Below are 25,849 nucleotides of genomic sequence, written 5' to 3' on the forward strand. Positions count from 1 at the left end.
AGCCACATCCCAGAAAAACCTCACCACATATTCATCACTATTTCATCATTTGTTCACCACAATGCTATAATGCAATCTCGTTCATTTATTAAGGAATAAATATGGCAACCGAAAAACCACGTATCACCGTCCAGCTCGAACCGGAGCTGTACAACGTCCTCAATGCGATCGCCAAAAAATCCCAGGTCTCGATCGGTTCTTTGATCCGAACCGCCGTGCTGTGCAAGATGGATGACTTTCTCTACTTCGACCAATACATCGACAACGTGCCACCAGTAGGTATGCACCGTCTGGCCGCAATCGAAGCGCTGAAAAGCCCCGGGCCACACAGCCTCAAGCAAGACCTAGAACAACTCACCAAACGCTACGGGAGCGACGCATGAACATCACTTTTATCGACAACGACGTATTCGCGCAGACAATCGCAGAAGCTGAAATTTTGGATATCCAGGACGGCCCTGGCGCTAACCAGACCTATATAGCCGTGCGCGACGAATCAGACATCTTGATCGTTACCGACTGCCTTACTGGCGGAGCGATCGTCATCCATCCATGCAGCGAAGACCGCGAGAGCGGCGGCAGCGTTCACGACCATGCACGATCCCTCTGCATCTGACGGCCACGTCGTCAACCTCACGAGCCTCAAGCAAGCCAGGGAGGCCAACGTGGCCCTCTGGCGGGCTTTTCAGGGGGCTGCTGAAGCCATCGCCACGTCAACTACACCTGCGCTCATATCCCGAATCGAGACAGAAAGCGATCCGCTGGTCTTATGGGAGATTCACCAGGCATTAGACGGGCGAGACATCCCCCCCGCATTGCGCTTTCCCAAGGGCCAACAAACACCACAGCTTGCACTCGTAACTTGGCTAGCTGATACCTACTGGTTCACCCGCCGGAATCCTACGCTCAAGCCGCGATTTGATACTTGGCGCCCCCTGTTCGGCCTCTGTTCTGACAGGTGGCACGAGTTGGCCGCGAAAGTGTTTGCGTTCGCCTACCAACGCGGTTATGGCGCAGCCTACTACACCAAAGGATTTGCCCTGGACGACAACGTCCGCCGTCAGCTTATGACCGTCAAGACTAGCGGCCAGATCGCACGCCAGCGGAAACTGAAGCAAGCGGAAGATGTACGCGAAGCCATCGCAAGCTACACGATGGCATACCCGGACAAGTCCCGCAAAAATCGACCAAGCGATATAGCACGACGCCGTTACCTCATCTGGAAGACATACCTCCTTTCCGATCAGAGTGAGACGGCGACGGCCCGCTACTATGAGCAAATCTATGGCGAAGCAATCACCAGGAAGACCGTCCAAAAGCAGGTTGCCGCCGTCGAGGTGGCATGGCAGAAGTTCGGCCCAGGAAAGCACTTTTGTGCCTGACACATATGCCCTGTCTATCTGAAAGATAGACTGATAATCGTGCCCCCTTATTTCTACTATGAAAACAAGGGGGCACAATTCGCCCGTGAGGAAGGGGGCACACTTTTCACACGACTGTGCCCCCTTCACCCAATTACAAAATCCATTAAACCGCCAGCTGATGCGGCAATCCAGAGAGGGTGGGCCATCTTAGAAAAAAGACATCAATGCCTAATGCCCTTCATTAATTACTTTGGCAACCGGCAAGACCAATCCTTATACAAATTTCACCATATTGATGGCGTTCACGCCATCAATCGCACACGTTCCCAAAATCACAAATCAGGCGATCCGGCTCCCGTTCTTACCCGTAAGGTATCCACAAGGTTACAGAAATCCCTACGGTGTCCTGCTCGGTGTAGCCTTCACCCGTTCGCGAACAACAGTAGGGGGATGTACGATCGCACTGCTGTTACACTTCTTCCGTCCACCTCCAAGGCGGGGGGCGCCGACGAAACACGGGCGGTAATTAAAAATTGGAGGATTGCAGCGAAATGACAGACGCATACGCTGAGTATTTGAAGTATCTTCCTGACGGAAAACCGCTGGGAGTCTTAGTTGATTTTTCTTTACCAGTTGCCCAGCGGTTATCGGATTTATCCGGAATTGATGATGACCTCAAGGCTGTTGAGAAGATTTGCGAACGTCTGGAAAAAATGGATCTGAAGGTGTCTAACGCTCCGGCAGATCCGTTGACCTTCAAAGACAACATGCAACTTTGCGATACCTTGTTCGACGCAGCCGTGATCAAATTTGGTCGTGTGCAGGCGACCGGCGCTCGCCCTGGAATTCCTACCGAATGGGTGGCGGACCTGCCAGAGATTATGCAGACCAACTACCGGCATATCCTAGACCTCCGGAACAAGTTTATTGCTCACCCGGTCGCTCCACTTGAGGACAATCAAGTCTACATAACTGTGTATGTCGATGCGAGTGGACCTGTTGGTGTCGGAGAGATTACTGTCGCAAGCGGGAAGGTCTTCAGAGGAAGTGCTCAGGATGCGAGATGTCTGCGACAGCTTGTGACCACTTTGCGCACGAGATTGGCGACGGAACTTCAATCAGAAAAGGCTATAGTGCTAAAGGCAGCTCAACGCATGCCTCCGGCTACGGTTCTTGCCCGAGGCTATGGCGAATTCGATCCTCCGTCATCGCGGGACCTTAAGAAAGGCCGAAAAAAATTCTAGCTGGGCTAGGCTGGTCTATACTCCGACATCGAAATCCCGGTGGTGTGGACGGCACGGTACTGGTGTTCTGAGATGCTGACTGGACTCCGCTTTGCGAAACATATTTCGACTCATTGAGGTAATCGTCAGTGATGCTGCCGGAGGCCGGGTACGTTCCCTCGAAATCATCCCTTACCTCGCCATCAGCGGCTGCTCGCTACAGCTCCATTTCGCAGCCTCAAGGGCGCGCAAAGCGGCAGCCAAGGCCGGAGTGTTGAAACCTACAAAAGATTGGATGAGGTGGCGCGCGGCTGGTCGACGGCCTGCCCCACTCACTCCATCTGACAGAAACGTTCCTAGCCGCATCGAGATTCGGGCGGCGGTGGCATACTCAAGCACGATCAAGTAAAAGTCGGACATCATCCGTCATGGCCCCCGCTTGAAAGACCTGGCTGAAAACATGGGCGACTTACCGAAACTAGTGGACACGGAACCAGGCCAAGGTGGAATTGCCGGACTCCGCACTCAGCTTGATGAAGATGCTCCGCCCCCCGGCTCTTGTCGCCCATAGAAGAGGGCAATGAAATTATTGAAGTGCGATAGGCCTATATATATATCGGCACATTATTTGCACAGCAAAGCTCAAGAAATATCCCTAGCACTATCTCCATCTCCTTATTAAATTGGACGCAATTTAAAGAACTGGCTTAACGGCCAATCTGATGAGCGACAATCTGCTGAAATATTGTGGAAATATAATTCATGGCAGCCTTATTAACAAATGAGAACAAAAGATCAGATTCAACAATTTCTTCAAGCACTATGTTATCTGGTCTCGCATTCGAATAGTGAAAATACCGATTTCTTAGCGTAACAATGAAGCTATGAAATTCAGAAAATTGAATTGATAATTTATCTGGTCGCACAGTGGTCGCTGTGAAATTTTCCAGCTTCTTCCAACCCAACACTTTCATTGCCAAAGCATCAAAAATTCTCTCTTTATATTCATCCTTACAAGTTATTAAAATATCGATGGTACTTGATATCTCTGTGTGATCCTTAAAAAGACTTCCGATAAATGCCTTGTGAAAACGAAGCTCGCCGATGTTTCCATCACCATCGGAGTTAGTCATCCATTTACGAAGATTTTCGAAAGTTCCAATGTAATTCTGGGTTTTTGCAGAATATATCATTGGAAAAGCATAGGATAGGTGCTCATATGCTCGATAAAGATGAACAAATGCGGAGGTGTGCTTTTCCAGCTCCTCATTAAAAATAGCACCGCTTATCTCGGACAATAAATTACTATAAAATTTCCTATTTGAAAATGCCTGATTCCTGACGTGCGACTCATAGTCCGGCCATTTTAAACCTTCCTCGAAATCATCTAAAAAAGAAAGGTCGCGGCTCGTGTTTTGTCGAAAATCACCGAAAAAATAGTTGCGTTCTGCGTCAACCGTAATATCGCTATTCAGGTTAGTTACCAGGCAAGAACCCGCAAGGATGCGAAATAAGGCCGAAAATTCAGTTGTCTTGCTGCTGATAAAAAAATGGGATTGATCCGTAAATGTAGAAGCCTCCGGCTCAGAAAGCACGAACCCGGCGATTTTCATACTCATTGCACTATCAACTCGCTAAAGTGGCTGAGAAGCTCAACTTCAGTAAACTCTTTAAACGTGGCAATGCCGCTTATGAAAACTTTGGACAAGTCCCTGCGATACCGACCAAGATTAACTTTCGCCGCATTTATACCTTTGAATGCTTCATCAAATTTTTTCACTTGCTCACCAAATTCTTGTGCGGTCAAATTCTGAAGATCATCAATTGAATCGCGGATACCTACACAAAAGCCAATTAGGTTGTTTTGGACTAGGAGCCAAGCCTTTGCTGTGGCATCCTCGGCAAAGAAGTCAATTTGTTTCAATACTTGCTCAAATTCCAACTCCCCTTCGATTACCGCCGAATCCATAATTTTTCCAACAATAATTTCATCCATCTTTTCACTAATGATTTTATTATTTTCAATATGAACACTTCCCGAGAAGAAGGCTAAATATCCTTTAGAGATATCAGCCAGATTAAATGAACCTCGCTTAATTCGTTCTCCTCGTTCTTTTTCACTTTGAACATCAATTTCTAATTCAGTAAAGTCAAACAACTCTTCGGTCAACACCTCAATCTGGTGTCTCGGAGTCATCGGACGCTGGCCGTTGTTCAAGGTAATCATGCGATAAAGAAGCATGTCCTTTTTCGGCGAGATTATCAGATTAACGAAAAGCGTTTGATTACGATCGAATTGAGCATCCTCTTTGATGCTGTTTAAGGTATTCAGGCGCTGCATTCCGTCCAGTACGTAGCCATCGCTTACACGACGGTTTGCATATTCCTGCGCTCTCTGTGGGGTCTCAAAAACTAATTCATTCTCGTCAACGAAAGCCAGGGTAATCGGCGGCATGATGCAACCAGATAAAAGATCCTTTCGCAGTCGATCGTAGAATGCTGGATTCTGAATCTTCCGTTGTGAAGAAAATCTGTTGATTAGCGGGAAAATTACATCAACAGCAAAACCGTAAGTGGTTCTGCCCGTTAAAACCAAGCTGTCGATGACTTTATCGTGATCAATTGTAAAAACTTCTACAGTCATAATTTCTTTCGATTAGTATTTCGTTTGACAGTCACTTTAAGAGAACCTCGAAAAACCGTCGTTCCCGCGCACGCGGGAACGACGCATTGGCGGTTTTTCGAGGTGCCCTTAATCCTCGAACGTGAACAGAGCACGTGCCGAAGACTTCCTGGCTCCCGAAGAATTGTTGAGTGTTGGCCGCCGCCCTCTAGTTTGAAGAGCCGTTCGTATCTGTCAAGAAATTTTTCATTTACGTCAAATTTACCTGGTAGAATCACCCCATGCGCGCACCCCAAGTAGGGCGCGCCGACAAGCCACTCCCCGGCAGGGACCGCCGTAGAGTCAACAGCTTATGTGTGCCGATGGTGGAGATTGCAGATTCCCGCCGTCTCCACCACCGAACAAAAAATTGGGGCCCCACCGCGCAAGCGGTGGGGCCCCAATTTTTTGTTCGGCAGCGCAGAGTCGGCGGGAATCGAATCCGCGGACGGAACGGACGCGGGGTGGAGCGCGGGTTTCGGCTCGCATGCGAGCCGCGCGCGGAACGACGCCCGCTTGCAAGCGGGCGGCTCTACGATTCGTCCATACTCGAAATCGCGCAGCGATTTCGCGCCGCGACAGCGGCCCAAGGCAAGCTCAGCCACTTGGAGCAGGTCAGCCCCCAGTTGTTTGCGCGGGGCCGGATGCATACAACTGACCGTCGCGTCCGGCACTGATGGCGGAAATCAGCCGTAGGCAAATCTCGAACCTAGAGCGGCTCCAACTTGTCGCTGCGCAGCCCGACCAGTATCGCGCGGCCGTTGTGATCAAGGCGGTATTCGCCGAAGCGGGCGCTGGCCCAACGCTCGCCGTCCCCCTCGGTGAAATACCAGGCGTCGCTGGGAAGGTGCCACCTACCGGATTCATACTGAAGATCGATCACGTACTCATCAGTCTTCAGCAAGTCGTTGTCCGCCAAAATGCGGGTAACATTGGCGATGCCCTTTTTATCGCGCTGTATGACCACGCGCCCGTCGCTGTACGAAAGCTTGTCTTGGTCTTTGCCCAGATCCACATTCAGCCACATGTAGTCGCCTTGTATCAGCGAACGCGGGTCAACCGTGCCCAATCTGAAAAATACCTGGGTACCGTGCGCGACGGTGTATTCCCGCTGGCTGATGATAATGCTGGTGACCGATAGGATGACCAGCAATCCCAGTCCGGCCAGACGCCGCAAACGTTGCGCGTCAATAGCCGGTGCAATGGGCTCCTCGTCTGTTCGCAGAAGCAGGTGGGTAGATTTCGATGCCGAATAGGGAAAGTAAGCACACAGCAGGAGCGTGGCGCCTATGCTCCCCATGATCTCGCCTTTCATCAATAGTGGCCAGTCGTTTTGATAGTACTGGCTGCCTACGATCCAAACGGCAAACACGCAAGCTGCGGCTGCCATGCGCCACTTGCGGTTGACCGCACAGCCGACCAAGCCGATGATGAGCGGGCCCACCATGGGAGTAAAGTAGGCCAGTTCGGCAATGGCAATTCCGGCGCCAACGCCGCGCCAGTTGCGCATGGACGGCCAGCGCCGAAGTAGCCAACTGACTCCGGCCAAAGTCAGCGCAGCGGAGATGTCCGCTACGGCTTCTGCGCAGTAGTCACCGTAATCCACGGGAAGATCAAATGGAAGACTGGCGGTGAGAATTAACGAATTTCCGGAGAAAACACACAGAGCGACCCAGATTGTAAGCAGCCAGCCGTCGCTTACTGCCTGCATTTTCTTGCTGTCAGCATCATCCAGATCGGTCTGCAGAAGTCTTTGCGCCACGTTGGCTAACAGCCAAACCGCCAGGCAGCCGTAGAGTCCATTTAGCAGGCCAATTCCCCGCGTGAATTCCAAATTCAACCAACGCTGCCAGGCCATAGCCAACATGCAAGCCGCGGTTACCCCAAGCGGCAAGCGCAGCCAATGCGCGCTGACGGTGAAGGCGGCGAAACAGATCGGCAGAAACAGCAAGGACGGTGCCAGCGTGGGATTGTCGATGAAGCAGGCGAACCCCAGCAGTGAGATGCCGATGATGAGAATCGAGTTGCCGAAATGCTGGGCAAACAGCGAATTATCGTAGCTCCGTGCTATGCCTTCGCCGGTCAGCACACCAGCGATGCCGAGTAGAATGGCTGGCAACATATTCTCTGATTGAGAGAATATGTACACCAGGCACAAAATCAGCCCAACGACCGGCAACGAGGCCAGCCAGCCGCCCGCAATGGAAAGCAGCGCGACCGGCCAGTTGTCGCCTGCGAAGAAGGACGTGGGCTTGGAGATATCTTGGGTTGCTTCCTGCAGCAGTTGCCGCAATCCGTCGTCATTCATCGCCTAGCTCCTTCACTTGGGTTAAAACCCAACGGACATAGGAAATGCTGCTGGCAAGTATGCCGCTGGCCCCAACACTGATGCCGACTAAGAGCGAAATCAATCCCTGGGTTTCCCTGTTCAAAGCGACATAGACGAAGCCGGCATCGAGTTCAACGTTGATGGCCAAAAGAATGATGCACAGGCCGAATGAATCGAGATAACGTTTGCCGCTGAGCCAGAGACAGGCGACCACTAGCAGCGCCAAGCCGAACCAGTACACTACCGTCTCGTGCGAGCTCAGAGCTCTGATCATGGCAGAGCAGACCGACAGCGTCGCCAACAATAGTGAACAGGCTGCCGTCCACTTTCCCGATCCGATCTTGTCGCGCAAGGGCAGACGGAACAAAGCCGTAGTGGCGGCGATGGCGCCCAACGCCATCAACTGCGCGTGCAGGGCGGTGGCGTCTGAGTCGCCCCACTTCCGGGCATTCTGCTGAATAACCAAGGTCGTTGCGGTATTGGTGATGATCGCCCAGAGCACCCACAGCGCGTCGCTACGAATAGCGTAGCAAAACGGGGCGTTAAGGGTGGCCCACAGGGCGAACAGTTGCCAGGGTTCGGCCCCTGTCGGGTACGTCTGCCCGATGCATGCCAGGGTAGCTCCGCTCCCCAGCATCGCTATGATGCCCATCGGCACCCGCCACGCCGGCCGCCAGATCAGAGTTAACATGGGCGCCAGGACAAACAATTCCGCCAGCCCGATCCGTCCAAACCGGCCAAATACCGACCAGTTGGCCGCAATCCATTGAATAATCCCCATCCCGACGAGGATGGCGCCTGTAACTGCGCAGCCAGTGCGCCAGTGCGCGACAACCTGCAGGGGCTCTTTACTCAGTGCGGCCAGTTGATAGAGTCTAGCAAGTGCTGTTTCATCCAACTGATGTCGCGCTGCCTGTTGTTGCAATCTGGATCCAAAATTCATCGCGTACTCCCATGGTGATGGACCCAAGAGATTTTGAAAGCGCAATGACAAAGTGAATAGCGTTTCGCTCAACAACAAGCGACGTAAGGCAGTCTTCGTTGCCCCTCCAACATTGACAACCGGCGGGTGCGTAGCCAGTTTGCAATAGTCGTCCCGCCCCAAGGACGAATTCCTTGCCGTTCCGCAAATCGAAATGCATGCTCAAGCCAGTTCGCCGAACCCGGCGCGAACTTACACCATTTGCGGGGGACAAATCGCAGTAACCAGTTGGCGCTTATCGAACTCCAGAAGTTCCTCTGCCAGCTTAACCAGGATCATCCCATCCCGTCGTATCCTCCGCAAAACTATCGCATAAATCGCTGCACCTGTTCACGTTGCACTCCCTGGCCCAACGAGCTATATTTTGTATAGGTTCCGACATGAAAATGCCGACGAAGCTTGTAGGCCAAACCTTGGCCCAGCAAGAAGCATTCATTCATCTGCAAGCCAAAGACACGCGCAACATCATATTTACGAACCACGCCCGCAAGCGGATGGAGGAACGACGAATACCAGCGCCCAGTGTTGTCGAAGTGCTGCGTCACGGCAGGATGGCGCGCCCTGCTGAACCCAACATCAAAACCGGGTACCTCGAATGCCGTTTGAATCGCAATGTCAACGGACAAAAGATTGGCGTGGTGGTGGCGATAGGCGACGATGATCCGTTCGTTATCGTCATCACCGCAATGAATTGACAGGAGAAAGCGTGTACCACTATACCGATGGCGGCCTGCGCAATGTTTGGCTCAAGAACGGCTACACCGAGCACAACACGCCCTATGGACAGGGTGATTCCTTCCACGACCTCGATGGTCTGGCGGTGGCGATCTGCCGCGCCCTGTGCAACAAGCCGGGCAAGCTGACCGGCGCGGAGTTCCGCTTTATCCGCACTGCACTGCCCTACTCCCAAAAATCGCTTGGCAAGCTGTTCGGCTACACAGAACAAGCCGTGGCCAAATGGGAAAAATATGGAAAAGTGCCAAAGGTGGTGGACGCCGCGCTGAGGCTGGTTTTCATCGAACGGCATGAAGGCGCCAGAGCGAATGCGGAGACGGTTGAGTTGTTGAACTCGATTGACCGCAAGGCAAACACCAAGATCATCGTCACGGAAACAAAGTCTGGATGGACATCGACAATTGAGATAATCACGGACGAACAGGAATTGGCCTGCGCCTGAAATCCTTCTCCCCTGCCCGAAGTCGGCAGCGATATCCAACCTTCAAACCAAGCACATCAGGATTGGCGCCGACCTCGTGGATGCGACTCACGCCGCCTGTGACGCCATCACAGGCCGGAATGCTGCCGCACCATGTCCAATCTTTGCGACTCCGACGCGCTCTTCAGCATCGTGTAGGCTTGCTCGGCGTCCTGGCCCGCGAGATACATGACCTGGCCGGTGCCGTCGGTCACCGCCTTGAAAATGACCTCGGCGATCGACGCGGCCGTGGAATAGTTGCCGCGACGCGCACCCATCGCCGCCGTGACCTTGGCGAACGTCTCGCCATAGGGACTCTCGCCGTCCGCGAACGTATGCGCGAGCGATCGGCCGGTGAAATCGGTGGCCACGCCGCCCGGCGCGATGTACTTGGCGCGTATGCCCAGCGGCGCAAGTTCGAACGACAGCGATTCGGTGAAGCCAACCACGGCGAACTTGGTCGCGTTGTAGAGCGAGAAGAAAGGAAGCGTGATCAGGCCGCCCAGCGAGGCGACATTGATGATCGTGCCGCCGCCTTGACGTCGCATGGTCGGCAGGACCGCGCGGGTCACGGCGAATATGCCGTCCACATTGGTGGCGAACTGGTGGCGGATCTGCTCGTCGGTCGCGGTTTCGAACGGGCCGAACAGGCCATAGCCGGCATTGTTGACAACCGCATCGATCCGTCCGAATCGTTCCACTGTCGCGGCGACCGCCGCCGAGACCGAGGCGGAATCGGTCACATCGAGCGGCAGCACCGCAACCTCGGCACACTGGGCTAGCGCCGCGCCATCGGCGGGGTTGCGCATGGTGGCGGCCACGCGCCAGCCGCGTTCGGCGAACAACATGGCGGCGGCGTGTCCGATGCCGGACGAGGCGCCGGTGATGAGGACGACAGGGGAAGTTTCGCTGGACATGGCATTGCTCCTTTAGAAAAAAATACCAAACAAGAAAAAACTCAGCACCGGATGCCGTCCCAGCAGAGCTGGAAGGCGATCGCACGATGTTCTTCGGTGTCGGCGATCGCCCCAGCCCGGATCAGGCGCGCGGTCTCGCGGATCGAGCCAATGAAAAGCGAATACAGGAACGGAACCGGGACGGCCTTCAGGATTTCCTCCCGCTGCCCCTCGACGACGATCTGCATCAGCCCTTCGCCCAGCTGTGCCGTATAGGCGCGGCTGTCATCGTTCATGAAGGATGACCCGGTAAATTGCTCCATGAAGCAAACCTGGTCGTAGCGCTGCAGGCGATGTTCGAGCATCCGATTCCACAAGTTGCGCACGCGTCCTTTGAGCGGCGCGGAAGGGTCGATCCCGCCGCCGTAAAAATCAATCGCTTCGCGCTTGGCGCGGCGATAGACCTCGTTAAACAGCGCAACTTTGTCGTCGAAATAGACATAAAGCGTGCTGGTGCCGATACCGGCCGCCTTGGCAATGTCAGTCAGGGTCAGGCCGAATAGTCCGCGCTCGGCCGCCAGGCGGCAGGTCGCGACAATCACGGCTTCCAGTTTTTTTTCGTCTTTTGGTTTCATGGCTCACATCATAACCGAAAATAAATTCGCTTGCGCGCGCCTCACCAAAAAATACCCTACCTTAGAGATGCCTCTCAAGCGCGTCGATTCGCCGCACTCAGTCACAGACCACCAGCACGCAACAAGGACATCCATGAAATTCCGTTTTTTACGCGAATTTAATTTCATGTAAAATATATGCCTAGCCGGCCGAACAATGGCCTGACCGGAAGTTCACTCAATGGGGAGTATCACCGTATGGCAAATCGCACCGTCATCATCGCTGGCGCCACTGGCCTGGTAGGGAGAGAAATACTTGATGGCCTGCTGGCCGACGACACCGTGGCCGCAGTGCACAGCCTCGGCCGCAGACCGCTGGCGATCCAGCATCCCAAACTGCGCTCCATTGTCGTCAATTTCACCGACTTGCCGACGTTGCCGCCGGCGGACGAGGTCTATCTGGCGCTGGGAACGACCATCAAGGTTGCCGGCAGCCAGGATGCTTTCCGCGCCGTTGACTACGATGCCAACCTGGCGGTGGCCAAGGCGGCGCTGAGCGCGGGCGCCAAGCGGGTGGGCTTGGTGAGCGCAATGGGAGCCGACGCCGGTTCGAAGGTGTTCTACAGCCGCGTGAAAGGCGATCTCGAGAGCGCCTTGACGCACATGCCGTTTGAAGGATTGGTCATCGCGCGGCCTTCCCTGCTTGTCGGCGACCGGGAGGCGGCAGGGCAACCGGTCCGGCGCGGCGAGAAGCTGGGCTTCGCGCTCAGCAAAACCCTCGGCTTCCTGATTCCCGCCAACTACAAGCCCATCGCGGCGAAGGCCGTCGCGAAGGCACTGCTGTCTGCCGTCCCGCGCGCCAAAGGCAAAACGGTCTTGCCATCCGGCTCGATGCGCTGACATTGGCATCACGGACGAACAGACATAGTCCTGCGCCTGACATCGCCGCCCTTAGAAACTGCGCGTTAAACTCACCGACAACGTCCGCCCCCGCCCCGCGAAATACGAGCTCGCATCCTTGTAGCTGGCCGATTGCGGGTAGTAGCCGATGTACTGGCGGTCGGCCAGGTTTTCGATCCCCACGCCGAGCTTGCCCCACGTGAAGTCGTAGCTGCCCGCCAGATCCACCAGCGTGTAGCCCTTGAAGTGCTCCTCCAGATTGCTGGTGCCGACCGTGCGGCCGATGTTGATGTCGCGGTCGAACAGCGTGGTCGCCTGCAAGCGCAGATTCGCCTTGGGCACGACCCGCCAGTTGGCGCCGGCCACCAGCTTGTCCGGCCCTTGCGAACGCGCGCCTAGCGCCACATCCATCGGCGCGCCCGCAGCGATGGCGGTCTTGCCCATGGTGCGGGCGTAGGACCCAAAAGCCGACAGCTGCTTAGCCGCGCGCAACTCGCCCGACACTTCCCAACCGCGCACCGTCGTCGGCACGCGGTCGAGCTGGCCGATGCCGGCCGCATTCACGCGCAACACGCTGCCCAGCTTGGAGCGCGAATCGTAGACCGAGGCGCTCAGGCTGCCCATGGCGCCACGCCAGTTCACGCCGATCTCATTGTTGCGCGTGACGATGGGCTCCATGTCGAACAGCGTCGCGACCGACTGGCCAGACAGTTTCACGGCCCGCAACACCAGCCCTACGTCGGGCAGGCCGAAGCCCTCCGCGCTGGAAACAAAGGCGGACCAGTTCGGACTGAAGCGCCACACGGCGCCGATGTTCTTCACGTTCTTGCTGAACGACCGCTCGCCGCCCTGCACCACGCTGCTGTTGTAGGCGGCCAGCGTGGTGTAGGTGTCGACATGCAATTTAGCGTCCTCGTGACGGACGCCGCCGCGCACGGTCAGCGGTCCGATCTCGTATTCAAGCTGCGTGAACGGCGCCAGCGACGTGAAGTCCAGGGTCGGCACCCAAGTGCGGCCGGTGCCGGCCAGCCACTGCTTGGTGCGGTCGCGCAGATAGTCGAGACCGGCCGTGAATTCCAGGCCCGCGATCAGCGTATCGGGCCGCACAAAGGTCAGCTTGGCGCCATGCTTATCGGCCACCACTTCGGACTGGTCGAACAGCGTGCCTTTGGGCGCGAGCGCCGGGTCCTGGAACGTCGACGTGTTGGTGGCGCCATACAACGATGCGAAGTCCTGCTTGAAGATTTGGGCGTTGAAGCTGCCGCCCAGCAGATCGTTGTGCCGGTATTCGAGGCTGCTGGTGCCCACCTTGTTGCGCGGCGGCGCGCCCGGCGGCGTGCCTGCGGTGGAACTGGTGGGGACGCCCGCCGCGAAGTCGGCCATGACCGGCGCGTAGTCGCCATCACCCTCCATGCGAAAGCGGTTGATGGTCAATTGCAGGCGCTGGTCGCCGAAATTCCTGCCGATCTTGAAGAACAGGTCGGCGCCCTGCGAATCCATGGTGTCGCCCTGCACGGTTTCGATGCCGAGCGCGCGGCCGCTGCCGTCGTAACCGAGGCCGCGTCGCTGGATGCCGCCGAACACCAGCATGTCGAAGTCGCCCGATTTGTGCTGCAGGGTGTAGCCGGTCTTCCAGTCCAGGCTGTCGCCGCGCAATTGCGACGCCATGCGCACGTTGACCGACTGCGTGGTGCCGTCCGCTTTCGGCGCCTTGGTGATGTAGTTGATGATGCCGCCGGTGGCGCCCATGCCCTGCATGGCCGAGGCGCCGTTGATCACTTCCACCCGCTCGATGATGGCGGTGTCGGCCATATAGCCTTCGCGCATGCCGCCGCGCAGCGGATTGGTTTGCGGCACGCCGTCCAGCAGGATCAGCGCGTTGCGCCCGCGCAGCGATTCGCCGGTCGAGCTCATCTTTTGACGGCTGGGTGCGTAGCCGGGAATGTAGGTCGCCAGCGCCGCCGACGGATCGTCGGCCAGCAGGTATTGCGCTTCCAGCTCTTTTTGCGAAATCACGCTGACGGCGCCGGGAATCCTGTCCACGCTCTTGCTGTTGCGGGTCGCCGTCACGACGACCTCCTTGATCGGCTCATCGGCGCTTTGCGCCAGCGCCGCGCCGCCGGACAAGGTGAAACAAGCCAGTGCCACGGCACGGGCCAGGGGATTCAGCGTGGTCATACAGTCACTCCTCGATCAATTGATACAAAATGAAACGCAAATGATAATGATTATCATTTATAATCTCAAGCACAATTTATTCCCACTGAGAAAATATGCTGACTGGTTTGCTGCGTGCGCGGCTGCGCACGATACATCTGTATGTGTCCCTGATCTTCGGGGCGATCTTCGTCATGGCCGGCCTGACCGGCGCGGCGATCGCCTGGACCGATGAGCTCGATGGCGCGCTCAATCCCACCCTGCTGCGTTCGCGCGGCGCGGCCGGCAAGGTCGACGTGGCGCCCACGCCGGCCCAGGTGCAGGCCGCCGTCGAACGCCTGGCCGGCGCGCCCGGCTTCGGCAAGCCCTCGATGCTGCAACTGCCGTACGCGGCGGACGACGTCTACGTGGCCTGGTACCGCCAGCCGAACAAGGACAAGGGCAGCTTCGCCACCGCCCGACCGCGCCAGGTGATGCTGGACCGCTACACGCTGGACATCCTCGGCGAACGCAACTACGGCGAGTTCGGCCTCACGCGTGAACTGCTGATGCCGACCCTGTTCCACCTGCACCGCTTCCTGTTCGCAGGCGACGTCGGCAAGACCGTGACCGGCATCAGCGGCCTGCTGTTGACGCTGACCTCGCTGCTGGGCCTGGCGCTGTGGTGGCCGAAGCACACGCTGTCGAGCCTGCGCAAGGCCTTGAGCGTGCGCGGCGCGCCCACGTCGCGCCAGTTCCACCACAGCGCGCACCGCGCGGCGGGCTTCTTCCTGACGCCGGTGCTGGCCGTGCTCGGCTTCACGGGGATGGCGATGAATCTGCCCGAATGGGTGCGTCCGGTGGTGGGCGCGGTGGCGACGCTGGAACACGAGGGCAAGGTGGCCAATGCACCGGCCCACGGCCACGGCATGATCGGCGTGGCGGCGGCGCTGGAGATCGCCCAACAGCGGATGCCGCACGCCCGCCTGTCGCGCTTGTCGCTCGGTTCGGCCAAAGCGCCCTACGAAATCCGCCTGCGCCAGCCGGGCGAAATCCGCGCCGGCGACGGCAGCACCCGCGTCAGCGTGGATGCCGGCAGCGGCGCGATCCTGCGCGTGCGCGACCCGCTGCGCGCCGCCTCGGGCGACACTTTCTTCAACTGGCAGTTCCCGCTGCATACCGGCGAAGCGTTCGGACTGGCGGGCCGGGTGCTGGTCTCCCTGTGCGGACTGGCGCCGCTGGCCTTCATGGTCACCGGACTGGTGCTGTGGCTGGGACGCCGCAAGCCGCGCCCCGTGCCGGCCGCCTTGAACAACTAGCCCCGCAGCCATCGTCCAAACGCATATAATCTTGCCATGTTGCACTAACCATCCGCGCAGCCTATTTCCGTCTGGAAGAACCACATGCAAGAATCCGTCCGCCCCCTGCCCGCCCGCCGCCATCCCCGCCAACACGGGGAGGCCCGCCCATGATGCATCCCAAGCTGTTTGAACGCGTGCTGGGCCTGGCCAACTTGGGCCTGGTGGTGCTCGACGCCCGGCAACAGATCGTGCTGTGGAACCAATGGATGGCCAGCCACTCGGGCTGGTCCGCCAGCCGCGTGCAAGGCAATGAGTTGTTCGACCTGATCCCGGAATTGCGCGGCCAGCGGCTGGAGCAAGCGGTGCACAAGGCGCTGGTCAACAACCTGCCCACCCAGTTGCCGCAGGCATCGAACCGCACCCCGTTCGCGCTCTACCCCACCGGCACCTGGGGCGGCGAACGCATGGAGCAAGGCGTGTCCGTCACCCCGTTCACAGACGGCAAGGAACGCTATTGCCTGATCGAAGTGAGCGACGTGAGCACCACGGTGGGCCGCGAGCGCCAGTTGCGCGGCCAGGCCGAAGCCTTGCGCGCCCAGTCCTATGTGGACGGGCTGACCGGCATCGCCAACCGCCGCCACTTCGACGTGGCGCTGGACCGCGAACTGCGGCGAGCGCACCGCAACGGCAACGAGCTGTCGTTGCTGTTGATGGACATCGATTCGTTCAAGGCCTACAACGACCACTTCGGCCACCAGCAAGGCGACGCCTGCCTGACCCTCGTGGCCGAAGCGTTCGCCGGCATGCTGCAACGTCCGGCCGATCTGGCGGCCCGCTACGGAGGCGAGGAATTCGCCGCCGTGCTGCCCGACACGGGAGCGCAGCAGGCGCAGCAACACGCGGAGGCGATCCGGGCCCGCATCGCGGGGCTCGGCATCACGCACGCGCCCAACGCGGCGCGCAACCACGTGACGATGAGCATCGGTGTGGCCAGTTTCGACAAGACCCGCCTGACCGACGCGGAAAGCCTGCTGGGCGCGGCCGACCGCGCGCTGTACGCGGCCAAGCATGCCGGACGCGACTGCGTGGTGGTGGACCGCGAGCAGGATGCGGCCGCCTGACGCGGCGCGTCACGGGGGGCGCGCCTGCGGCTGCGGCGCGGCGGGGATGAAAGCCACGTCCGGTATCGCGCTTTCATAGCGCGCCGTGGCGTCCTTGAGCGGCAACTGACGCAGTTCGACCAGCAATTCCAATCCCTCCAGCCTCGCGTCCACGGCCTGCGCCTTGGCCAGCCGGGCCGCGATGTCGTGGCTGCGCAGCAAATTGGTGGCGATGGCGGCCACCAGCGAGCACAGACTGGCCAGCGCGCACAGGATGCGCCAGCTGGGGCTGTTCGCGCCGGCCGACCCGAGCGCCTGCGTCAGACGCAGGCCACCGAGGGCCGGCGCCGCCGTCAGCACGGCGGCCAGCGCGCTGGCGATGATGCCCGTGTTGGTGAGTCCGGCGCCGCGTGCGCCCGCTTTGCGGTTGAACGCGGCGATCAATGCCCGCTTCTCGCGCAGCCGCCTGGCCAGCGCATCCCAGTCATCGTGCTCGGTCGCCATGTCCGCTCCCTTCGCCGCCGTGCGGCGCTCGTGGGTCAGACCGGCGGGCCCGCCGGAAGTTCCGTCGCGGTCACACCGTATGCAGCACGTGGGTGTCCTGCACCTGCAGGCTGTTGGCGCAGACGCGGTTGCGCCCGGACGACTTGGCTACGTACAAGGCCTTGTCGGCCGCCTCCACCAGCAGCGTGGCCGGCGGTTGCTGCTGCACGGCGGGGCCGGCGTCGGGCGCGCGGCAGCTGGCCGACACCACGCCGATGCTCACCGTCACCAGCGGCCAGCCGGCCGCGCCGCCATGGGGCATGCCCAGGTCCGCCACGGCCAGCCGCATGCGCTGCGCGATCAGCTCCGCATCGACCAGCCCGGTCTGCGGCAGCAGCGCGACGAATTCTTCGCCGCCATAGCGCGCCACCATGTCGCCGGCCCGGTGCGAGGCGCCGGCCAGCGCCTGCGCCACCGCGCGCAGACAACTGTCGCCGGCCACGTGGCCGTGGGTGTCGTTGTAGGTCTTGAAGTGATCGACGTCGATCATCAGCAGCGCCAGCGGCGCATGGCCGCGCAACGCGCGCCGCCACTCCACCAGCAGCTCGGCGTCGAACGCGCGCCGGTTGGTGATGCCGGTCAGGCCATCCGTGAGGTTGATGCGGCGCAGCCGTTCCATCATGTCCACCAGGCTGCTGTACATCATGCCGCTCTCGGCCAGCAACACCATGAGCACGAAGCTGGCCGCCAGCAAGCCGTAGATCCGGCCCACGTAGAAACCCACGTCGAAACGCCCGCCATTGAGCATGGCCGACAGCGCCACATCGACCACCCACACCCACATCACCACGATCAGCCACAAATCGAGCAGCGAGCGCGCGCCGCCGTACCACAGCACCACCAGCGCCAGCAGACTCAGGCACCAGACCGTGCCCACCACGGACAACATGACGGGCGTGTAATGGTCGGCGACCATGATCGGCGGCAAGGCAGCGTGGCAGGTCGTCACCAGCGCCGTCAGCGCGGCCACGACGGCCAGCACCAGCAGCACGCCCAGCCCGATCATCAGGCTGGTGCGACGGGTGGGCAGCACATCGTCCATGGCGCTGCGCGTGAGCAAGGCGTAAGCGATCACGAACAGGGGAAAGCCGCCGTGCCACATCATGTACAGCCACGCCGTCGTCTGCGGCCCGGCGCCCAGCATGCCGCCCGCGTCGAACACCCCGGGGAAGGTCAGCAGATGCACACAGGCCGTCAAGGCCGTGAACAGATAGCCGCAGGCGAGCACGTACAGGGAACGGACATGGAAGGAATGGAACTGGCCAAACAGCAGCGAGGCCGTGATCAGGTCGCAAATCACCAGCGCCGATTCGTAGGCGGGAATGAAGGCCCACACGCGCTCCAGCGGCACCTTGGCGAACGGCGCGGCCACCAGGAAGATGACGACCGACAGCATGACCACGCCATAGGCGAGACGCCGTTGGCGCGGTCCGGCCGGTATCGTGGACAGAAATACCGGCTGTTCTGCTTGTGCTCGATCCGCCATATGCCACCCCGCCTTGCCATCACGGCTGTCGCCAGCCTGCGCAGCAAGCGGCCGATGGCAACTTGCACATTACTAGTGTATCAAGGCCAATGGGAATTGCAGCAAACCATTTGAAGGACTAGATCAAGCCGCCACAACTTACAACAGTCAGCTCGGGCGGCCGTGGAAGGCCTTGTTGGCGATCTTCCAGCCATCGGCCGTTTTCAGCAGCACGAAGTAATCAGTGAAGGTCACGACGCCATGCACCAGCGTGACGCGGGCGCAGGCCGACAGGCCGGCCACGTCGATCCAGTCCACGGTACGGCGGCGTGTCGCCTCATCGGCCGCCGGCACGCCCTTGAAACGCTCGCAGTACACGTCCAGCGGCCAGGACGTGAACACGCCGTCGCGCATCGACTCGATGTGGGCGGTGGGCAGGAAGGCCAGGCGCATATGGGCCGCGTCATCACGCGCATGGCCGAGGAAATAGTGTTCGATGGGGACCAATACGTCGGCCTGTTCAGCCGTCAGGGCGGTCATGGCAATGGGCGGAGTAAGTGACATTGTTGCGGTTTTGACGCGCCAGCCGGCAGTCATTGCGAAATGTCCATGTTGGCATTTCTGCTTTATATCAAGCCATCGCTTGATGCCATGCGGCACATCTTCCTTTCTATTGGGTGGGTGATGCTGACGAGGACGTGTTGACCGATTTCGTCTGACAAAAAACGGAGCTTTTGCCAACCGGAAAGCTATATCCGATTACGAATATGGCTCGTCAGACAGACCGTCATGGTGGCCCAATTTACCTCCGCCATCGCACTCAGCACAGGATAACGACTATATCCAGATAAATATAATATTTCCTTACGGAATAATATCCGCATAAATAAAATAAATTAAAACAATCTTTAATAAGTTGAATTAGAGAATTTCAAATATCCATCTAGAAATAATCAACGCCACGTCAAACAAGCTCGGTTATTGTGAAAATTCAAGCAAAAGGGCATTACGATTATAAAAAACAAGTTTGACGTTTCTTTCCACATGATAGTATTTACAGCATAAGTTTATATTATTAATAATAAAAACAGCCGGATCGAAATAACGTGACAGATGGAAAAGTAGCAAAAATAGCAAATTAATGACTTATTTAAATAAACGACAACCCGATGTCGCCGGATGGCTGCGGCGCAGCGTGGCGGCAGAGCAATGCCGCACGCCACGGTCCGCATGAAGCGCGCGGCAAACGCATTAACCAGGATATAAAAAGGAAAGGAGGATATAGCCAGCAGACTATCTGACACAAATAATCGATAGCCAGTTTATCTTAAGAAACTAAAATGGCGAAAATAATACTTTGAATTGCATTATTTTTTGCTAGATTGAATTGTCGAGTTGAATTTGCGTAGCAAGTATCCCGCGACACGAATTAACTCGGTTGTTGACCAGCAACATATTAGAAAAAGAGGGAACTAAAATGCACAAAATGCTTATTCAAAAAACCGCCGGCAGCCTGCTGCTCGCGGCGGGCATGATCGCAGCACCGCTCGCCAGCGCCGGCACGCTGACCTATCAAGGCGTGACCTTCACCTTCACGGAGGCGGCCAACGTGCTGACCCTGGAGATCGACGCCGCCGGACGGACTGGCGATTGGGCCACGGCGACCAACATCGGCATGCTGCAGGTGAAGGACGTCGGCTCGTTCACCACGGCAGCCCTGTCGGGCGAAGCCGGACCACCGGACACCACTGCCGCCTCGTTGTGGACGTTCTCGCCCAATGAGCTGTCCGCCAACGGCTGCGATGGTGGTAGCAGCGGCAACCAGCGGGCCTGCTTCTACGCCGCCGACACGGCCAACCGGATCGCCCTGGCCGACAACATGATGTTCCACTTCACCTTCACCGGTGGCACCCAGGACTTCAGCGATCCGCACCTGAAGCTGGCTTTCTACAACGGCGATGGCACGGATAAAGTCGGCAGCCTGCTGTCGATGAACATCCCGGCCGTTCCGGAACCGGAAAGCTATGGCATGTTCCTGATGGGCCTCGGCATCCTGGCCTTCCTGGCACGTCCGAGGAAAGCGTGACAGGCGCGGCGGGCTGCCAGCCAACTGACTTCCAACCCGTCGTACCCACGGCCCGGACCCAACCTCCGGGCTTTCCAGGGCGCCCCCGGCGCCTTCCGCCATGACGACTTCATGGCGGCAGCGGCATGGCCTGCATTAAAATGCTGTCCATCCTAGCTTTTGCCGCCGCCGCCATGCAGACCGTTCCCGCCTCCGATCCCGCCAGCCCCAAGAAACGCGGCCGTCCGCTCAAGGGCGCCGGTGGCAACCTGCGGGCCGAACTGATCGAGAAATCGGCGCAGCTGTTCCGCGAGCGCGGCTACGAGAACACCACCGTGCGCGACATCGCCGCCGCCACCGGCATCCAGGCCGGCAGCTGGTTCTACCACTTCAAGACCAAGCAGGAGATCCTGGCCGCCATCATGGAACAGGGCGTGGCGCAGTCGCTGGCCCAGATCGAGGCGATCGCGGCCCAGGGCCTGCCGCCGCGCGCCATGCTGCGGCAACTGGTGGAAGTGCACCTGCACACGCTGCTGGCGCCCGACCACCATTTCATCCCCGTGCTGCTGTACGAGGCGCGGGCGCTGGACGAACCGTCGCGCGCGCGCATCGTGGCGCTCAAGGACCGCTATGAAGCCGTGTGGGACGACGTGATCGCCCGGCTGCACCAGTCCGGCGACTGGGCCCTGCCGACGCGCTTCGACCGCCTGCTGATGTTCGGCGCGCTGAACTGGACCGTGCAGTGGTACAAGGCCGAAGGCGCGGCCGACATCGCCCAGCTGGCCGACGCGGCCATGCAATTCATCCTGCGCACGCCCGAGCGTTAATCCTCGCGCAGCACCCTCGGCGTTTGCGCCAGGTGGAAACCGTCGAACGGCACGTTGGGGTTGCGCACGGCCGGCATCGGCATGCCCGGCCGCACGTTGGGCCGCCCGCCGTCGACGCGCAAGGTGGTGCCGGTGATGAACGCGGCCGCCTCCGACAGCAGGAACACGATGGCGGCCGAGATTTCCGCCTCGGTGCCGAAGCGCTTGAGCGGCACCGTCTGCGGGAATGCCTGGATGGTCTGCTTCATCGACGGCGGATAGGCATCCATGCCCGACGAGGCCACATAACCGGGCGCCACCGCGTTCACCCGCACCCCGTACTGCGCCCATTCGAAGGCCGCCGTTTCCGTGAAATTGACCATGCCGGCCCGCGCCGCGCCCGAGTGGCCCATGTTGGGCATGCCGCCCCACATGTCGGCCACGATGTTGACCACCGCCCCGCCACGCGCCTGCATGGCCTGGTTCAGGCACTCGCGCGCCATCAGGAAGCCGCCCGTCAGGTTGGTTTGCAGCACGGCTTCCCAGCCCTTGAGCGAAATATCCTTGAGCGGGGCCGGGAACTGGCCGCCGGCGTTGTTGACCAGGCCGTCGATGCGGCCATGGGCGGCCACGATGGCCGCCACCAGCGCCTGCACGGCCGCCTCGTCGCGGATGTTGCAGGGCCAGGCTTCGACCACGCCGCCCGCCGCCGCGATCTCCGCGCGCACGCGCGCCAGCTTGTCCGGATCGCGCCCCACCAGCGCCACCGTGGCGCCCAGCGCCGCCAGCTCATGCGCCGTGCAACGGCCGATGCCGCTGCCACCGCCCGTCACGATGATGAGCTGATCCTTGAACAGGCCGGGCTTGAAGACGGAACGGTACATGGCGACTCCCTGATGGTGGACCTTGGATAATAAAGCAATTGATTGATTTAATGCAAGGTAGCAGCGCAAACAATGGCCGTTTCAGGCAAAATGGCCGCATTCTGACGAAAGGACGCACCACCATGATCTATGAAATCGCCGAGCTGTACATCAAACCCGACGCGCACGCCGCCTTCCAGGCCGCCGTGGCCGAGGCCATCCCCATCTTCAAGGCGTCGAAAGGCTGCCTGTCGATGCGACTCGACCGCGACATCGAAGTGCCCGACACCTACCATCTGGTAGTGGGCTGGGCCACGCTGGAAAACCACACGGTCGACTTCCGTGGCAGCCAAGGGTTCCAGGACTGGCGCGGCCTGGTCGGCGGCCATTTCGCCCTGCCGCCCAAGGTCGAGCACTTCGAAACCGTCGTCAACGGTTTCGGCCAGTAATTCTCCCACCGCACGGAGCACCATGGAAACCCCAACGCGGCCGGACTGGCGCGGCGCCGTCACCATCCGCCCCGTGCGGCCAGCCGATTTCGCGGCCTGGTCCGCGCTGTGGGCTGGCTACAATGCATTCTATGGCCGCTCCGGCACCACGGCGCTGGCGCCGGCCATCGTCGAGACGACATGGTCGCGTTTTTTCGATGCCGCCGAACCCGTGCACGCGCTGGTGGCCGAGCGCGACGACGAACTGCTGGGCCTGGCCCACTACCTGTTCCACCGCAACACCATCCTGATCGAGCCCATCTGCTACATGCAGGACCTGTTCACGCTGGACACGGCCCGTGGCCAGGGCGTGGGACGGCGCCTGATCGAAGGTGTGTACGCCAGCGCGGCGCAGGCCGGCGCCACCCGCGTCTACTGGCACACGCGCGAAACGAACAGCACCGCGCGCGCCCTGTACGACCAGGTCGCCGACTTCCCCGGCTCGGTGGTCTACCTCAAGCACTTGTAAGGGCGGGGATATGCGCGCCCCCGGCCTGCCCTCGCTTGAACAGTTGCGCGTCTTCATCGCCGTGATCGACCACGGCGGCTTCGCCCATGCGGCGCGGGCGCTGCACCGCACGCAATCCGTGATCAGCTACACCATCGCCAACCTCGAGGAACAGTTAAACGTGGTGCTGCTCGACCGCAGCAAGCGCAAGCCGGTGCTGACGGAAGCGGGCAAGGCGCTGCTGGCCGACGCGCGCGCCGTCTCGTTCAAGGTCGACAGCATGCGCTCGCGCGCCAAGGCGCTGTCGTCCGGGCTGGAGGCCGAGGTGTCGCTGGCGGTGGAAGTGGTGTTCCCCACCTGCGCGCTGGTGCAAATCCTGCACGCGTTCCAGCGCGAGTTCCCCACCGTGGCCCTGCGGCTGCGCATGGAGGCGCTGGGCGCCATCGCGGAACTGGTGCTGAACGGCGAATGCCACGTGGGCATCAGCGGCTGGATGCCCAACCTGCCCGACAGCATCGAGCGCCAGCACCTGGGTCACATGACCATGGTGCCGGTGGCGTCGCCGCTGCATCCGCTGGGCCAGCTCAAGGGCAAGATCACGAGCGCCGAATTGCGCGAACACACGCAGCTGGTGATCACCGACCGCAGCCAGCTCACCAAGGGTCAGGATTTCGGCGTGATGGCGCTGCGCGACTGGCGCCTGGGCGATCTGGGCGCCAAGCACGCGCTGCTGCGCAGCGGCATCGGTTGGGGCAACATGCCGGAACACATGATCCAGGACGACATCGCAGCCGGCCATCTGGTGCGGCTGGACGTGGCCGAAGGCGGCGCCCAGCAGTTTCCCCTGTTCGTGATCCACCGTGGCGACCGGGAACCGGGGCCGGCCGGAAAATGGCTGATGCAACAGTTCCTGGCGGCGCAGGCGCCCGGCGAACCCATCACCGACAGCGAGTGGCGGCCCGGTCCCGCGCCCACCTGAGGCGCCCGCCTGGCGCTCCCGCAGCCGCGCCGGCCTGACGCTCCATCAGCCGCGCCCACCCGGCGCGCCCGTCCACGCGCGCATGGCGCGCTAGCGCAGGCCGGCCGTGCGCATCCTGGCCCGCAGGCGCCGGATCTCGTCGGACAGGTCGACCACCAGCGCGGCCACGTCGTCGTTGGCGTCGAAGTCGCACTCGACCTGGCGCAACCGGCGCGCGCGCACCAGGTCCACGCTGGTGAAGCGCCACGCCGTGCTCTCCTCGGGCGCGCTGTCGAGCAGGATGCCGGTGCGCACGCGCTGCACCACCCAGTCCGGCTCCACGTCGCACGCGCGCGCCAGTTCTTCCAGCGTCAGCGCCACGTCATCGAGCAGCACGCCGCTGAGGTTGTTGTTCTGCCCCATCGTCTATCCTCCCCGCGGTTTGAATGCCAGATCGCGCGCCATCGCCTGGTACAGCTCGCGCGCCCTGGCGCTGTCGGCCGGCGGCAGCACCACCTCCAGCAGCAGATACAGGTCGCCGGCCGGATTGCCGGGGATGCCGCGCCCGCGCAGACGCAGCTTGCGCCCCGCCTGCGAACCGGGCGGCACCGTCACCGTCACCTTGCCCGACGGCGTGGGCAGCTCGATCTCCGCCCCCAGCGCCGCCTCCCACGGCGCCACCGGCACCGTCTCGTACACGTCGCGCCCGTCGACGCGGTAGCGCGCGTCGGGCGTGAACTGGATTTCCAGGTACAGGTCGCCCGGCCCCGCCGCACCCGGCTGGCCCTGCCCGCCCAGGCGCAACTGCTGGCCCGCCGTCACGCCCTTGGGGATGTTGACGCTCAGCGTGCGCTCGCGCGTGACGATGCGGTCGTGCGCGTCGCGTTCCGGTATGTACAGCGTGATGTGGCGGGTAGCGCCTTGAAAGCTGTCGGCCAGATCGATGGCGATGCTGGCGTGGCTGTCCTCGCCGCGCGTGGGCGCGGCGCGCCGGCGCCCGCCCAGGTGCGCGAACAGGTCGGCGAAGAAGTCGCTGGCGCCGGGGCCGCCGTTGCCGAAGCCGTTGCCGGCGAAGTCGCCGCCGCCGTAGGTGCGGCTCCAGTCCGGCGGCGGCCGGAATTCCTGGCCGGCGCGGTAATGATGGCCCTGGCCCAGCTCGTCGTAGGCGGCGCGCTTCTCGGCGTCGCCCAGCACACCGTAGGCCTCGTTCAGTTCCTGGGTCTTCTTCTGCGCATCGGGTTCCTTGCTGACGTCGGGATGGTACTTGCGCACCAGCTTGCGGTACGCTTTCTTGATCTCGTCCTCGGTGGCCGTCTTCTTGACACCCAGCGTCTGATAGTAATCCTTGTATTCCACGGTTCACACTCCCGGTGGTTGGCAGCAGCACAGGCTAGCATACTCCGATTGATGGCGTTTTCGCTTCGCCGCGTCAAGGCGTGGCGCCGGTCGCCGCGGCTTCGGCAGGATGCTGGTTTCCTTAGTAAAATAGAACGTTTCCCCATTCTGGTGCA

At 60.1% G+C, this 25,849-nt stretch carries 27 protein-coding genes; 14 read left to right on the forward strand and 13 right to left on the reverse strand.

Going from position 1 to position 25,849, the window contains the following annotated elements; translation table 11 throughout:
• Positions 1-101: 101 nt before the first annotated feature.
• The 4 genes from AC1RQG_RS06575 to AC1RQG_RS06590 all read left to right on the forward strand — a co-directional run bounded on the left by AC1RQG_RS06575 (position 102) and on the right by AC1RQG_RS06590 (position 2,608).
• Positions 102-383 carry a hypothetical protein gene (locus AC1RQG_RS06575; protein WP_493129536.1) on the forward strand — a complete coding sequence of 94 codons (282 nt, stop codon included), beginning with the start codon at positions 102-104 and terminating at the stop codon, positions 381-383.
• Positions 380-616, forward strand: coding sequence for a hypothetical protein (locus tag AC1RQG_RS06580; RefSeq protein WP_493129538.1), 237 nt, complete (start codon positions 380-382; stop codon positions 614-616). The genes AC1RQG_RS06575 and AC1RQG_RS06580 overlap by 4 nt, the downstream gene beginning before the upstream one ends.
• The gene (locus tag AC1RQG_RS06585; protein ID WP_493129540.1) at positions 594-1,382 is read left to right on the forward strand and encodes a hypothetical protein; all 789 of its coding nucleotides are present in this window, start codon (positions 594-596) and stop codon (positions 1,380-1,382) included. Before AC1RQG_RS06580 ends, AC1RQG_RS06585 begins: the two co-directional genes overlap by 23 nt.
• Positions 1,383-1,915: 533 nt before the next feature.
• Positions 1,916-2,608, forward strand: coding sequence for a hypothetical protein (locus AC1RQG_RS06590; protein WP_493129542.1), 693 nt, complete (start codon positions 1,916-1,918; stop codon positions 2,606-2,608).
• 686 nt (positions 2,609-3,294) lie between these two features.
• Here AC1RQG_RS06590 and AC1RQG_RS06595 read toward each other — a convergent pair.
• The 4 genes from AC1RQG_RS06595 to AC1RQG_RS06610 all read right to left on the reverse strand — a co-directional run bounded on the left by AC1RQG_RS06595 (position 3,295) and on the right by AC1RQG_RS06610 (position 8,521).
• Positions 3,295-4,206, reverse strand: coding sequence for a hypothetical protein (locus tag AC1RQG_RS06595; protein WP_493129544.1), 912 nt, complete (start codon positions 4,204-4,206; stop codon positions 3,295-3,297).
• The gene (locus AC1RQG_RS06600) at positions 4,203-5,231 is read right to left on the reverse strand and encodes a hypothetical protein (RefSeq protein ID WP_493129546.1); all 1,029 of its coding nucleotides are present in this window, start codon (positions 5,229-5,231) and stop codon (positions 4,203-4,205) included. The genes AC1RQG_RS06595 and AC1RQG_RS06600 overlap by 4 nt, the downstream gene beginning before the upstream one ends.
• A gap of 727 nt (positions 5,232-5,958) precedes the next feature.
• Positions 5,959-7,557, reverse strand: a complete 1,599-nt coding sequence (locus tag AC1RQG_RS06605; RefSeq protein WP_493129548.1) for a GDYXXLXY domain-containing protein — start codon at positions 7,555-7,557, stop codon at positions 5,959-5,961.
• Complete coding sequence (locus tag AC1RQG_RS06610) at positions 7,550-8,521, reverse strand: DUF2157 domain-containing protein (protein ID WP_493129550.1); 972 nt, start codon at positions 8,519-8,521, stop codon at positions 7,550-7,552. The genes AC1RQG_RS06605 and AC1RQG_RS06610 overlap by 8 nt, the downstream gene beginning before the upstream one ends.
• 419 nt (positions 8,522-8,940) lie before the next feature.
• Here AC1RQG_RS06610 and AC1RQG_RS06615 point away from each other — a divergent pair, with 419 nt between their 5' ends.
• Positions 8,941-9,255 (forward strand): DUF4258 domain-containing protein, encoded by a 315-nt coding sequence (locus AC1RQG_RS06615; RefSeq protein WP_493129552.1) that lies wholly within the window; start codon positions 8,941-8,943, stop codon positions 9,253-9,255.
• Positions 9,256-9,266: 11 nt separating this feature from the next.
• Positions 9,267-9,737: a hypothetical protein gene (locus AC1RQG_RS06620; protein ID WP_493129554.1), complete on the forward strand. Its 471-nt coding sequence runs from the start codon at positions 9,267-9,269 to the stop codon at positions 9,735-9,737.
• Positions 9,738-9,844: 107 nt separating this feature from the next.
• Here AC1RQG_RS06620 and AC1RQG_RS06625 read toward each other — a convergent pair whose 3' ends face one another.
• Together AC1RQG_RS06625 and AC1RQG_RS06630 are read right to left on the reverse strand one after the other, a co-directional pair.
• Complete coding sequence (locus AC1RQG_RS06625) at positions 9,845-10,672, reverse strand: SDR family oxidoreductase (RefSeq protein WP_493129556.1); 828 nt, start codon at positions 10,670-10,672, stop codon at positions 9,845-9,847.
• Positions 10,673-10,713: 41 nt separating this feature from the next.
• Positions 10,714-11,286 carry a TetR/AcrR family transcriptional regulator gene (locus tag AC1RQG_RS06630; protein ID WP_493129558.1) on the reverse strand — a complete coding sequence of 191 codons (573 nt, stop codon included), beginning with the start codon at positions 11,284-11,286 and terminating at the stop codon, positions 10,714-10,716.
• A 237-nt stretch (positions 11,287-11,523) separates the two neighbouring features.
• On the opposite strand from AC1RQG_RS06630, the gene AC1RQG_RS06635 reads away from it, so the two are divergent.
• Positions 11,524-12,165: an NAD(P)H-binding protein gene (locus tag AC1RQG_RS06635; protein WP_493129560.1), complete on the forward strand. Its 642-nt coding sequence runs from the start codon at positions 11,524-11,526 to the stop codon at positions 12,163-12,165.
• 51 nt (positions 12,166-12,216) lie between these two features.
• On the opposite strand, the gene AC1RQG_RS06640 is transcribed toward AC1RQG_RS06635, so the two are convergent.
• A complete protein-coding gene (locus tag AC1RQG_RS06640; protein WP_493129562.1) occupies positions 12,217-14,343 on the reverse strand; it encodes a TonB-dependent receptor in 2,127 nt (708 codons plus the stop codon).
• A 95-nt stretch (positions 14,344-14,438) separates the two neighbouring features.
• On the opposite strand from AC1RQG_RS06640, the gene AC1RQG_RS06645 reads away from it, so the two are divergent.
• Positions 14,439-15,620: a PepSY-associated TM helix domain-containing protein gene (locus tag AC1RQG_RS06645; protein WP_493129564.1), complete on the forward strand. Its 1,182-nt coding sequence runs from the start codon at positions 14,439-14,441 to the stop codon at positions 15,618-15,620.
• A 149-nt stretch (positions 15,621-15,769) separates the two neighbouring features.
• Complete coding sequence (locus AC1RQG_RS06650; RefSeq protein WP_493129566.1) at positions 15,770-16,723, forward strand: diguanylate cyclase domain-containing protein; 954 nt, start codon at positions 15,770-15,772, stop codon at positions 16,721-16,723.
• Positions 16,724-16,732: 9 nt separating this feature from the next.
• Here AC1RQG_RS06650 and AC1RQG_RS06655 read toward each other — a convergent pair whose 3' ends face one another.
• The 3 genes from AC1RQG_RS06655 to AC1RQG_RS06665 all read right to left on the reverse strand — a co-directional run bounded on the left by AC1RQG_RS06655 (position 16,733) and on the right by AC1RQG_RS06665 (position 19,250).
• The gene (locus AC1RQG_RS06655; RefSeq protein ID WP_493129568.1) at positions 16,733-17,206 is read right to left on the reverse strand and encodes a hypothetical protein; all 474 of its coding nucleotides are present in this window, start codon (positions 17,204-17,206) and stop codon (positions 16,733-16,735) included.
• 70 nt (positions 17,207-17,276) lie between these two features.
• Positions 17,277-18,641: a sensor domain-containing diguanylate cyclase gene (locus AC1RQG_RS06660; RefSeq protein WP_493129570.1), complete on the reverse strand. Its 1,365-nt coding sequence runs from the start codon at positions 18,639-18,641 to the stop codon at positions 17,277-17,279.
• A 237-nt stretch (positions 18,642-18,878) separates the two neighbouring features.
• Positions 18,879-19,250, reverse strand: a complete 372-nt coding sequence (locus AC1RQG_RS06665) for a nuclear transport factor 2 family protein (RefSeq protein ID WP_493129572.1) — start codon at positions 19,248-19,250, stop codon at positions 18,879-18,881.
• A 946-nt stretch (positions 19,251-20,196) separates the two neighbouring features.
• On the opposite strand from AC1RQG_RS06665, the gene AC1RQG_RS06670 reads away from it, so the two are divergent.
• Positions 20,197-20,796, forward strand: a complete 600-nt coding sequence (locus tag AC1RQG_RS06670; protein WP_493129574.1) for a PEP-CTERM sorting domain-containing protein — start codon at positions 20,197-20,199, stop codon at positions 20,794-20,796.
• Between the two features lie 173 nt (positions 20,797-20,969).
• Positions 20,970-21,602, forward strand: coding sequence for a TetR/AcrR family transcriptional regulator (locus AC1RQG_RS06675; RefSeq protein ID WP_493130021.1), 633 nt, complete (start codon positions 20,970-20,972; stop codon positions 21,600-21,602).
• Here the strand turns inward: AC1RQG_RS06675 and AC1RQG_RS06680 are convergent.
• On the reverse strand, positions 21,599-22,465 hold the full coding sequence (locus tag AC1RQG_RS06680; RefSeq protein WP_493129576.1) for an SDR family oxidoreductase: 867 nt from the start codon (positions 22,463-22,465) through the stop codon (positions 21,599-21,601). The genes AC1RQG_RS06675 and AC1RQG_RS06680 overlap by 4 nt on opposite strands.
• 122 nt (positions 22,466-22,587) lie before the next feature.
• Between AC1RQG_RS06680 and AC1RQG_RS06685 the strand changes: the two genes are divergently transcribed.
• Genes AC1RQG_RS06685 through AC1RQG_RS06695 form a run of 3 tightly spaced genes read left to right on the forward strand, consistent with a single transcriptional unit; the run spans position 22,588 to position 24,359 of the window.
• The gene (locus AC1RQG_RS06685; protein ID WP_493129578.1) at positions 22,588-22,893 is read left to right on the forward strand and encodes an antibiotic biosynthesis monooxygenase family protein; all 306 of its coding nucleotides are present in this window, start codon (positions 22,588-22,590) and stop codon (positions 22,891-22,893) included.
• Positions 22,894-22,915: 22 nt separating this feature from the next.
• A complete protein-coding gene (locus AC1RQG_RS06690) occupies positions 22,916-23,401 on the forward strand; it encodes a GNAT family N-acetyltransferase (protein WP_493129580.1) in 486 nt (161 codons plus the stop codon).
• 10 nt (positions 23,402-23,411) lie between these two features.
• Positions 23,412-24,359 (forward strand): LysR family transcriptional regulator, encoded by a 948-nt coding sequence (locus AC1RQG_RS06695; protein ID WP_493129582.1) that lies wholly within the window; start codon positions 23,412-23,414, stop codon positions 24,357-24,359.
• Between the two features lie 90 nt (positions 24,360-24,449).
• On the opposite strand, the gene AC1RQG_RS06700 is transcribed toward AC1RQG_RS06695, so the two are convergent.
• The gene (locus AC1RQG_RS06700) at positions 24,450-24,761 is read right to left on the reverse strand and encodes a chaperone modulator CbpM (protein WP_493129584.1); all 312 of its coding nucleotides are present in this window, start codon (positions 24,759-24,761) and stop codon (positions 24,450-24,452) included.
• Between the two features lie 3 nt (positions 24,762-24,764).
• Positions 24,765-25,694, reverse strand: coding sequence for a DnaJ C-terminal domain-containing protein (locus AC1RQG_RS06705; RefSeq protein ID WP_493129586.1), 930 nt, complete (start codon positions 25,692-25,694; stop codon positions 24,765-24,767).
• Positions 25,695-25,849: the final 155 nt, after the last annotated feature.

This window comes from Rugamonas sp. GW822-FHT03B10, assembly GCF_058801745.1.

Bases quoted from the DNA above. Each gene is read 5' to 3' on its own strand.
- AC1RQG_RS06575 (WP_493129536.1), top strand. From the start codon at position 102: ATGGCAACCGAAAAACCACGTATCACCGTCCAGCTCGAACCGGAGCTG.
- AC1RQG_RS06580 (WP_493129538.1), top strand. From the start codon at position 380: ATGAACATCACTTTTATCGACAACGACGTATTCGCGCAGACAATCGCA.
- AC1RQG_RS06625 (WP_493129556.1), bottom strand. From the start codon at position 10,672: ATGTCCAGCGAAACTTCCCCTGTCGTCCTCATCACCGGCGCCTCGTCC.
- AC1RQG_RS06645 (WP_493129564.1), top strand. From the start codon at position 14,439: ATGCTGACTGGTTTGCTGCGTGCGCGGCTGCGCACGATACATCTGTAT.
- AC1RQG_RS06695 (WP_493129582.1), top strand. From the start codon at position 23,412: ATGCGCGCCCCCGGCCTGCCCTCGCTTGAACAGTTGCGCGTCTTCATC.
- AC1RQG_RS06670 (WP_493129574.1), top strand. From the start codon at position 20,197: ATGCTTATTCAAAAAACCGCCGGCAGCCTGCTGCTCGCGGCGGGCATG.
- AC1RQG_RS06600 (WP_493129546.1), bottom strand. From the start codon at position 5,231: ATGACTGTAGAAGTTTTTACAATTGATCACGATAAAGTCATCGACAGC.
- AC1RQG_RS06665 (WP_493129572.1), bottom strand. From the start codon at position 19,250: ATGACCGCCCTGACGGCTGAACAGGCCGACGTATTGGTCCCCATCGAA.
- AC1RQG_RS06630 (WP_493129558.1), bottom strand. From the start codon at position 11,286: ATGAAACCAAAAGACGAAAAAAAACTGGAAGCCGTGATTGTCGCGACC.
- AC1RQG_RS06635 (WP_493129560.1), top strand. From the start codon at position 11,524: ATGGCAAATCGCACCGTCATCATCGCTGGCGCCACTGGCCTGGTAGGG.
- AC1RQG_RS06685 (WP_493129578.1), top strand. From the start codon at position 22,588: ATGATCTATGAAATCGCCGAGCTGTACATCAAACCCGACGCGCACGCC.
- AC1RQG_RS06640 (WP_493129562.1), bottom strand. From the start codon at position 14,343: ATGACCACGCTGAATCCCCTGGCCCGTGCCGTGGCACTGGCTTGTTTC.
- AC1RQG_RS06595 (WP_493129544.1), bottom strand. From the start codon at position 4,206: ATGAGTATGAAAATCGCCGGGTTCGTGCTTTCTGAGCCGGAGGCTTCT.
- AC1RQG_RS06690 (WP_493129580.1), top strand. From the start codon at position 22,916: ATGGAAACCCCAACGCGGCCGGACTGGCGCGGCGCCGTCACCATCCGC.
- AC1RQG_RS06655 (WP_493129568.1), bottom strand. From the start codon at position 17,206: ATGGCGACCGAGCACGATGACTGGGATGCGCTGGCCAGGCGGCTGCGC.
- AC1RQG_RS06585 (WP_493129540.1), top strand. From the start codon at position 594: ATGCACGATCCCTCTGCATCTGACGGCCACGTCGTCAACCTCACGAGC.
- AC1RQG_RS06650 (WP_493129566.1), top strand. From the start codon at position 15,770: ATGATGCATCCCAAGCTGTTTGAACGCGTGCTGGGCCTGGCCAACTTG.
- AC1RQG_RS06610 (WP_493129550.1), bottom strand. From the start codon at position 8,521: ATGAATTTTGGATCCAGATTGCAACAACAGGCAGCGCGACATCAGTTG.
- AC1RQG_RS06675 (WP_493130021.1), top strand. From the start codon at position 20,970: ATGCAGACCGTTCCCGCCTCCGATCCCGCCAGCCCCAAGAAACGCGGC.
- AC1RQG_RS06700 (WP_493129584.1), bottom strand. From the start codon at position 24,761: ATGGGGCAGAACAACAACCTCAGCGGCGTGCTGCTCGATGACGTGGCG.
- AC1RQG_RS06605 (WP_493129548.1), bottom strand. From the start codon at position 7,557: ATGAATGACGACGGATTGCGGCAACTGCTGCAGGAAGCAACCCAAGAT.
- AC1RQG_RS06660 (WP_493129570.1), bottom strand. From the start codon at position 18,641: ATGCTGTCGGTCGTCATCTTCCTGGTGGCCGCGCCGTTCGCCAAGGTG.
- AC1RQG_RS06615 (WP_493129552.1), top strand. From the start codon at position 8,941: ATGAAAATGCCGACGAAGCTTGTAGGCCAAACCTTGGCCCAGCAAGAA.
- AC1RQG_RS06590 (WP_493129542.1), top strand. From the start codon at position 1,916: ATGACAGACGCATACGCTGAGTATTTGAAGTATCTTCCTGACGGAAAA.
- AC1RQG_RS06680 (WP_493129576.1), bottom strand. From the start codon at position 22,465: ATGTACCGTTCCGTCTTCAAGCCCGGCCTGTTCAAGGATCAGCTCATC.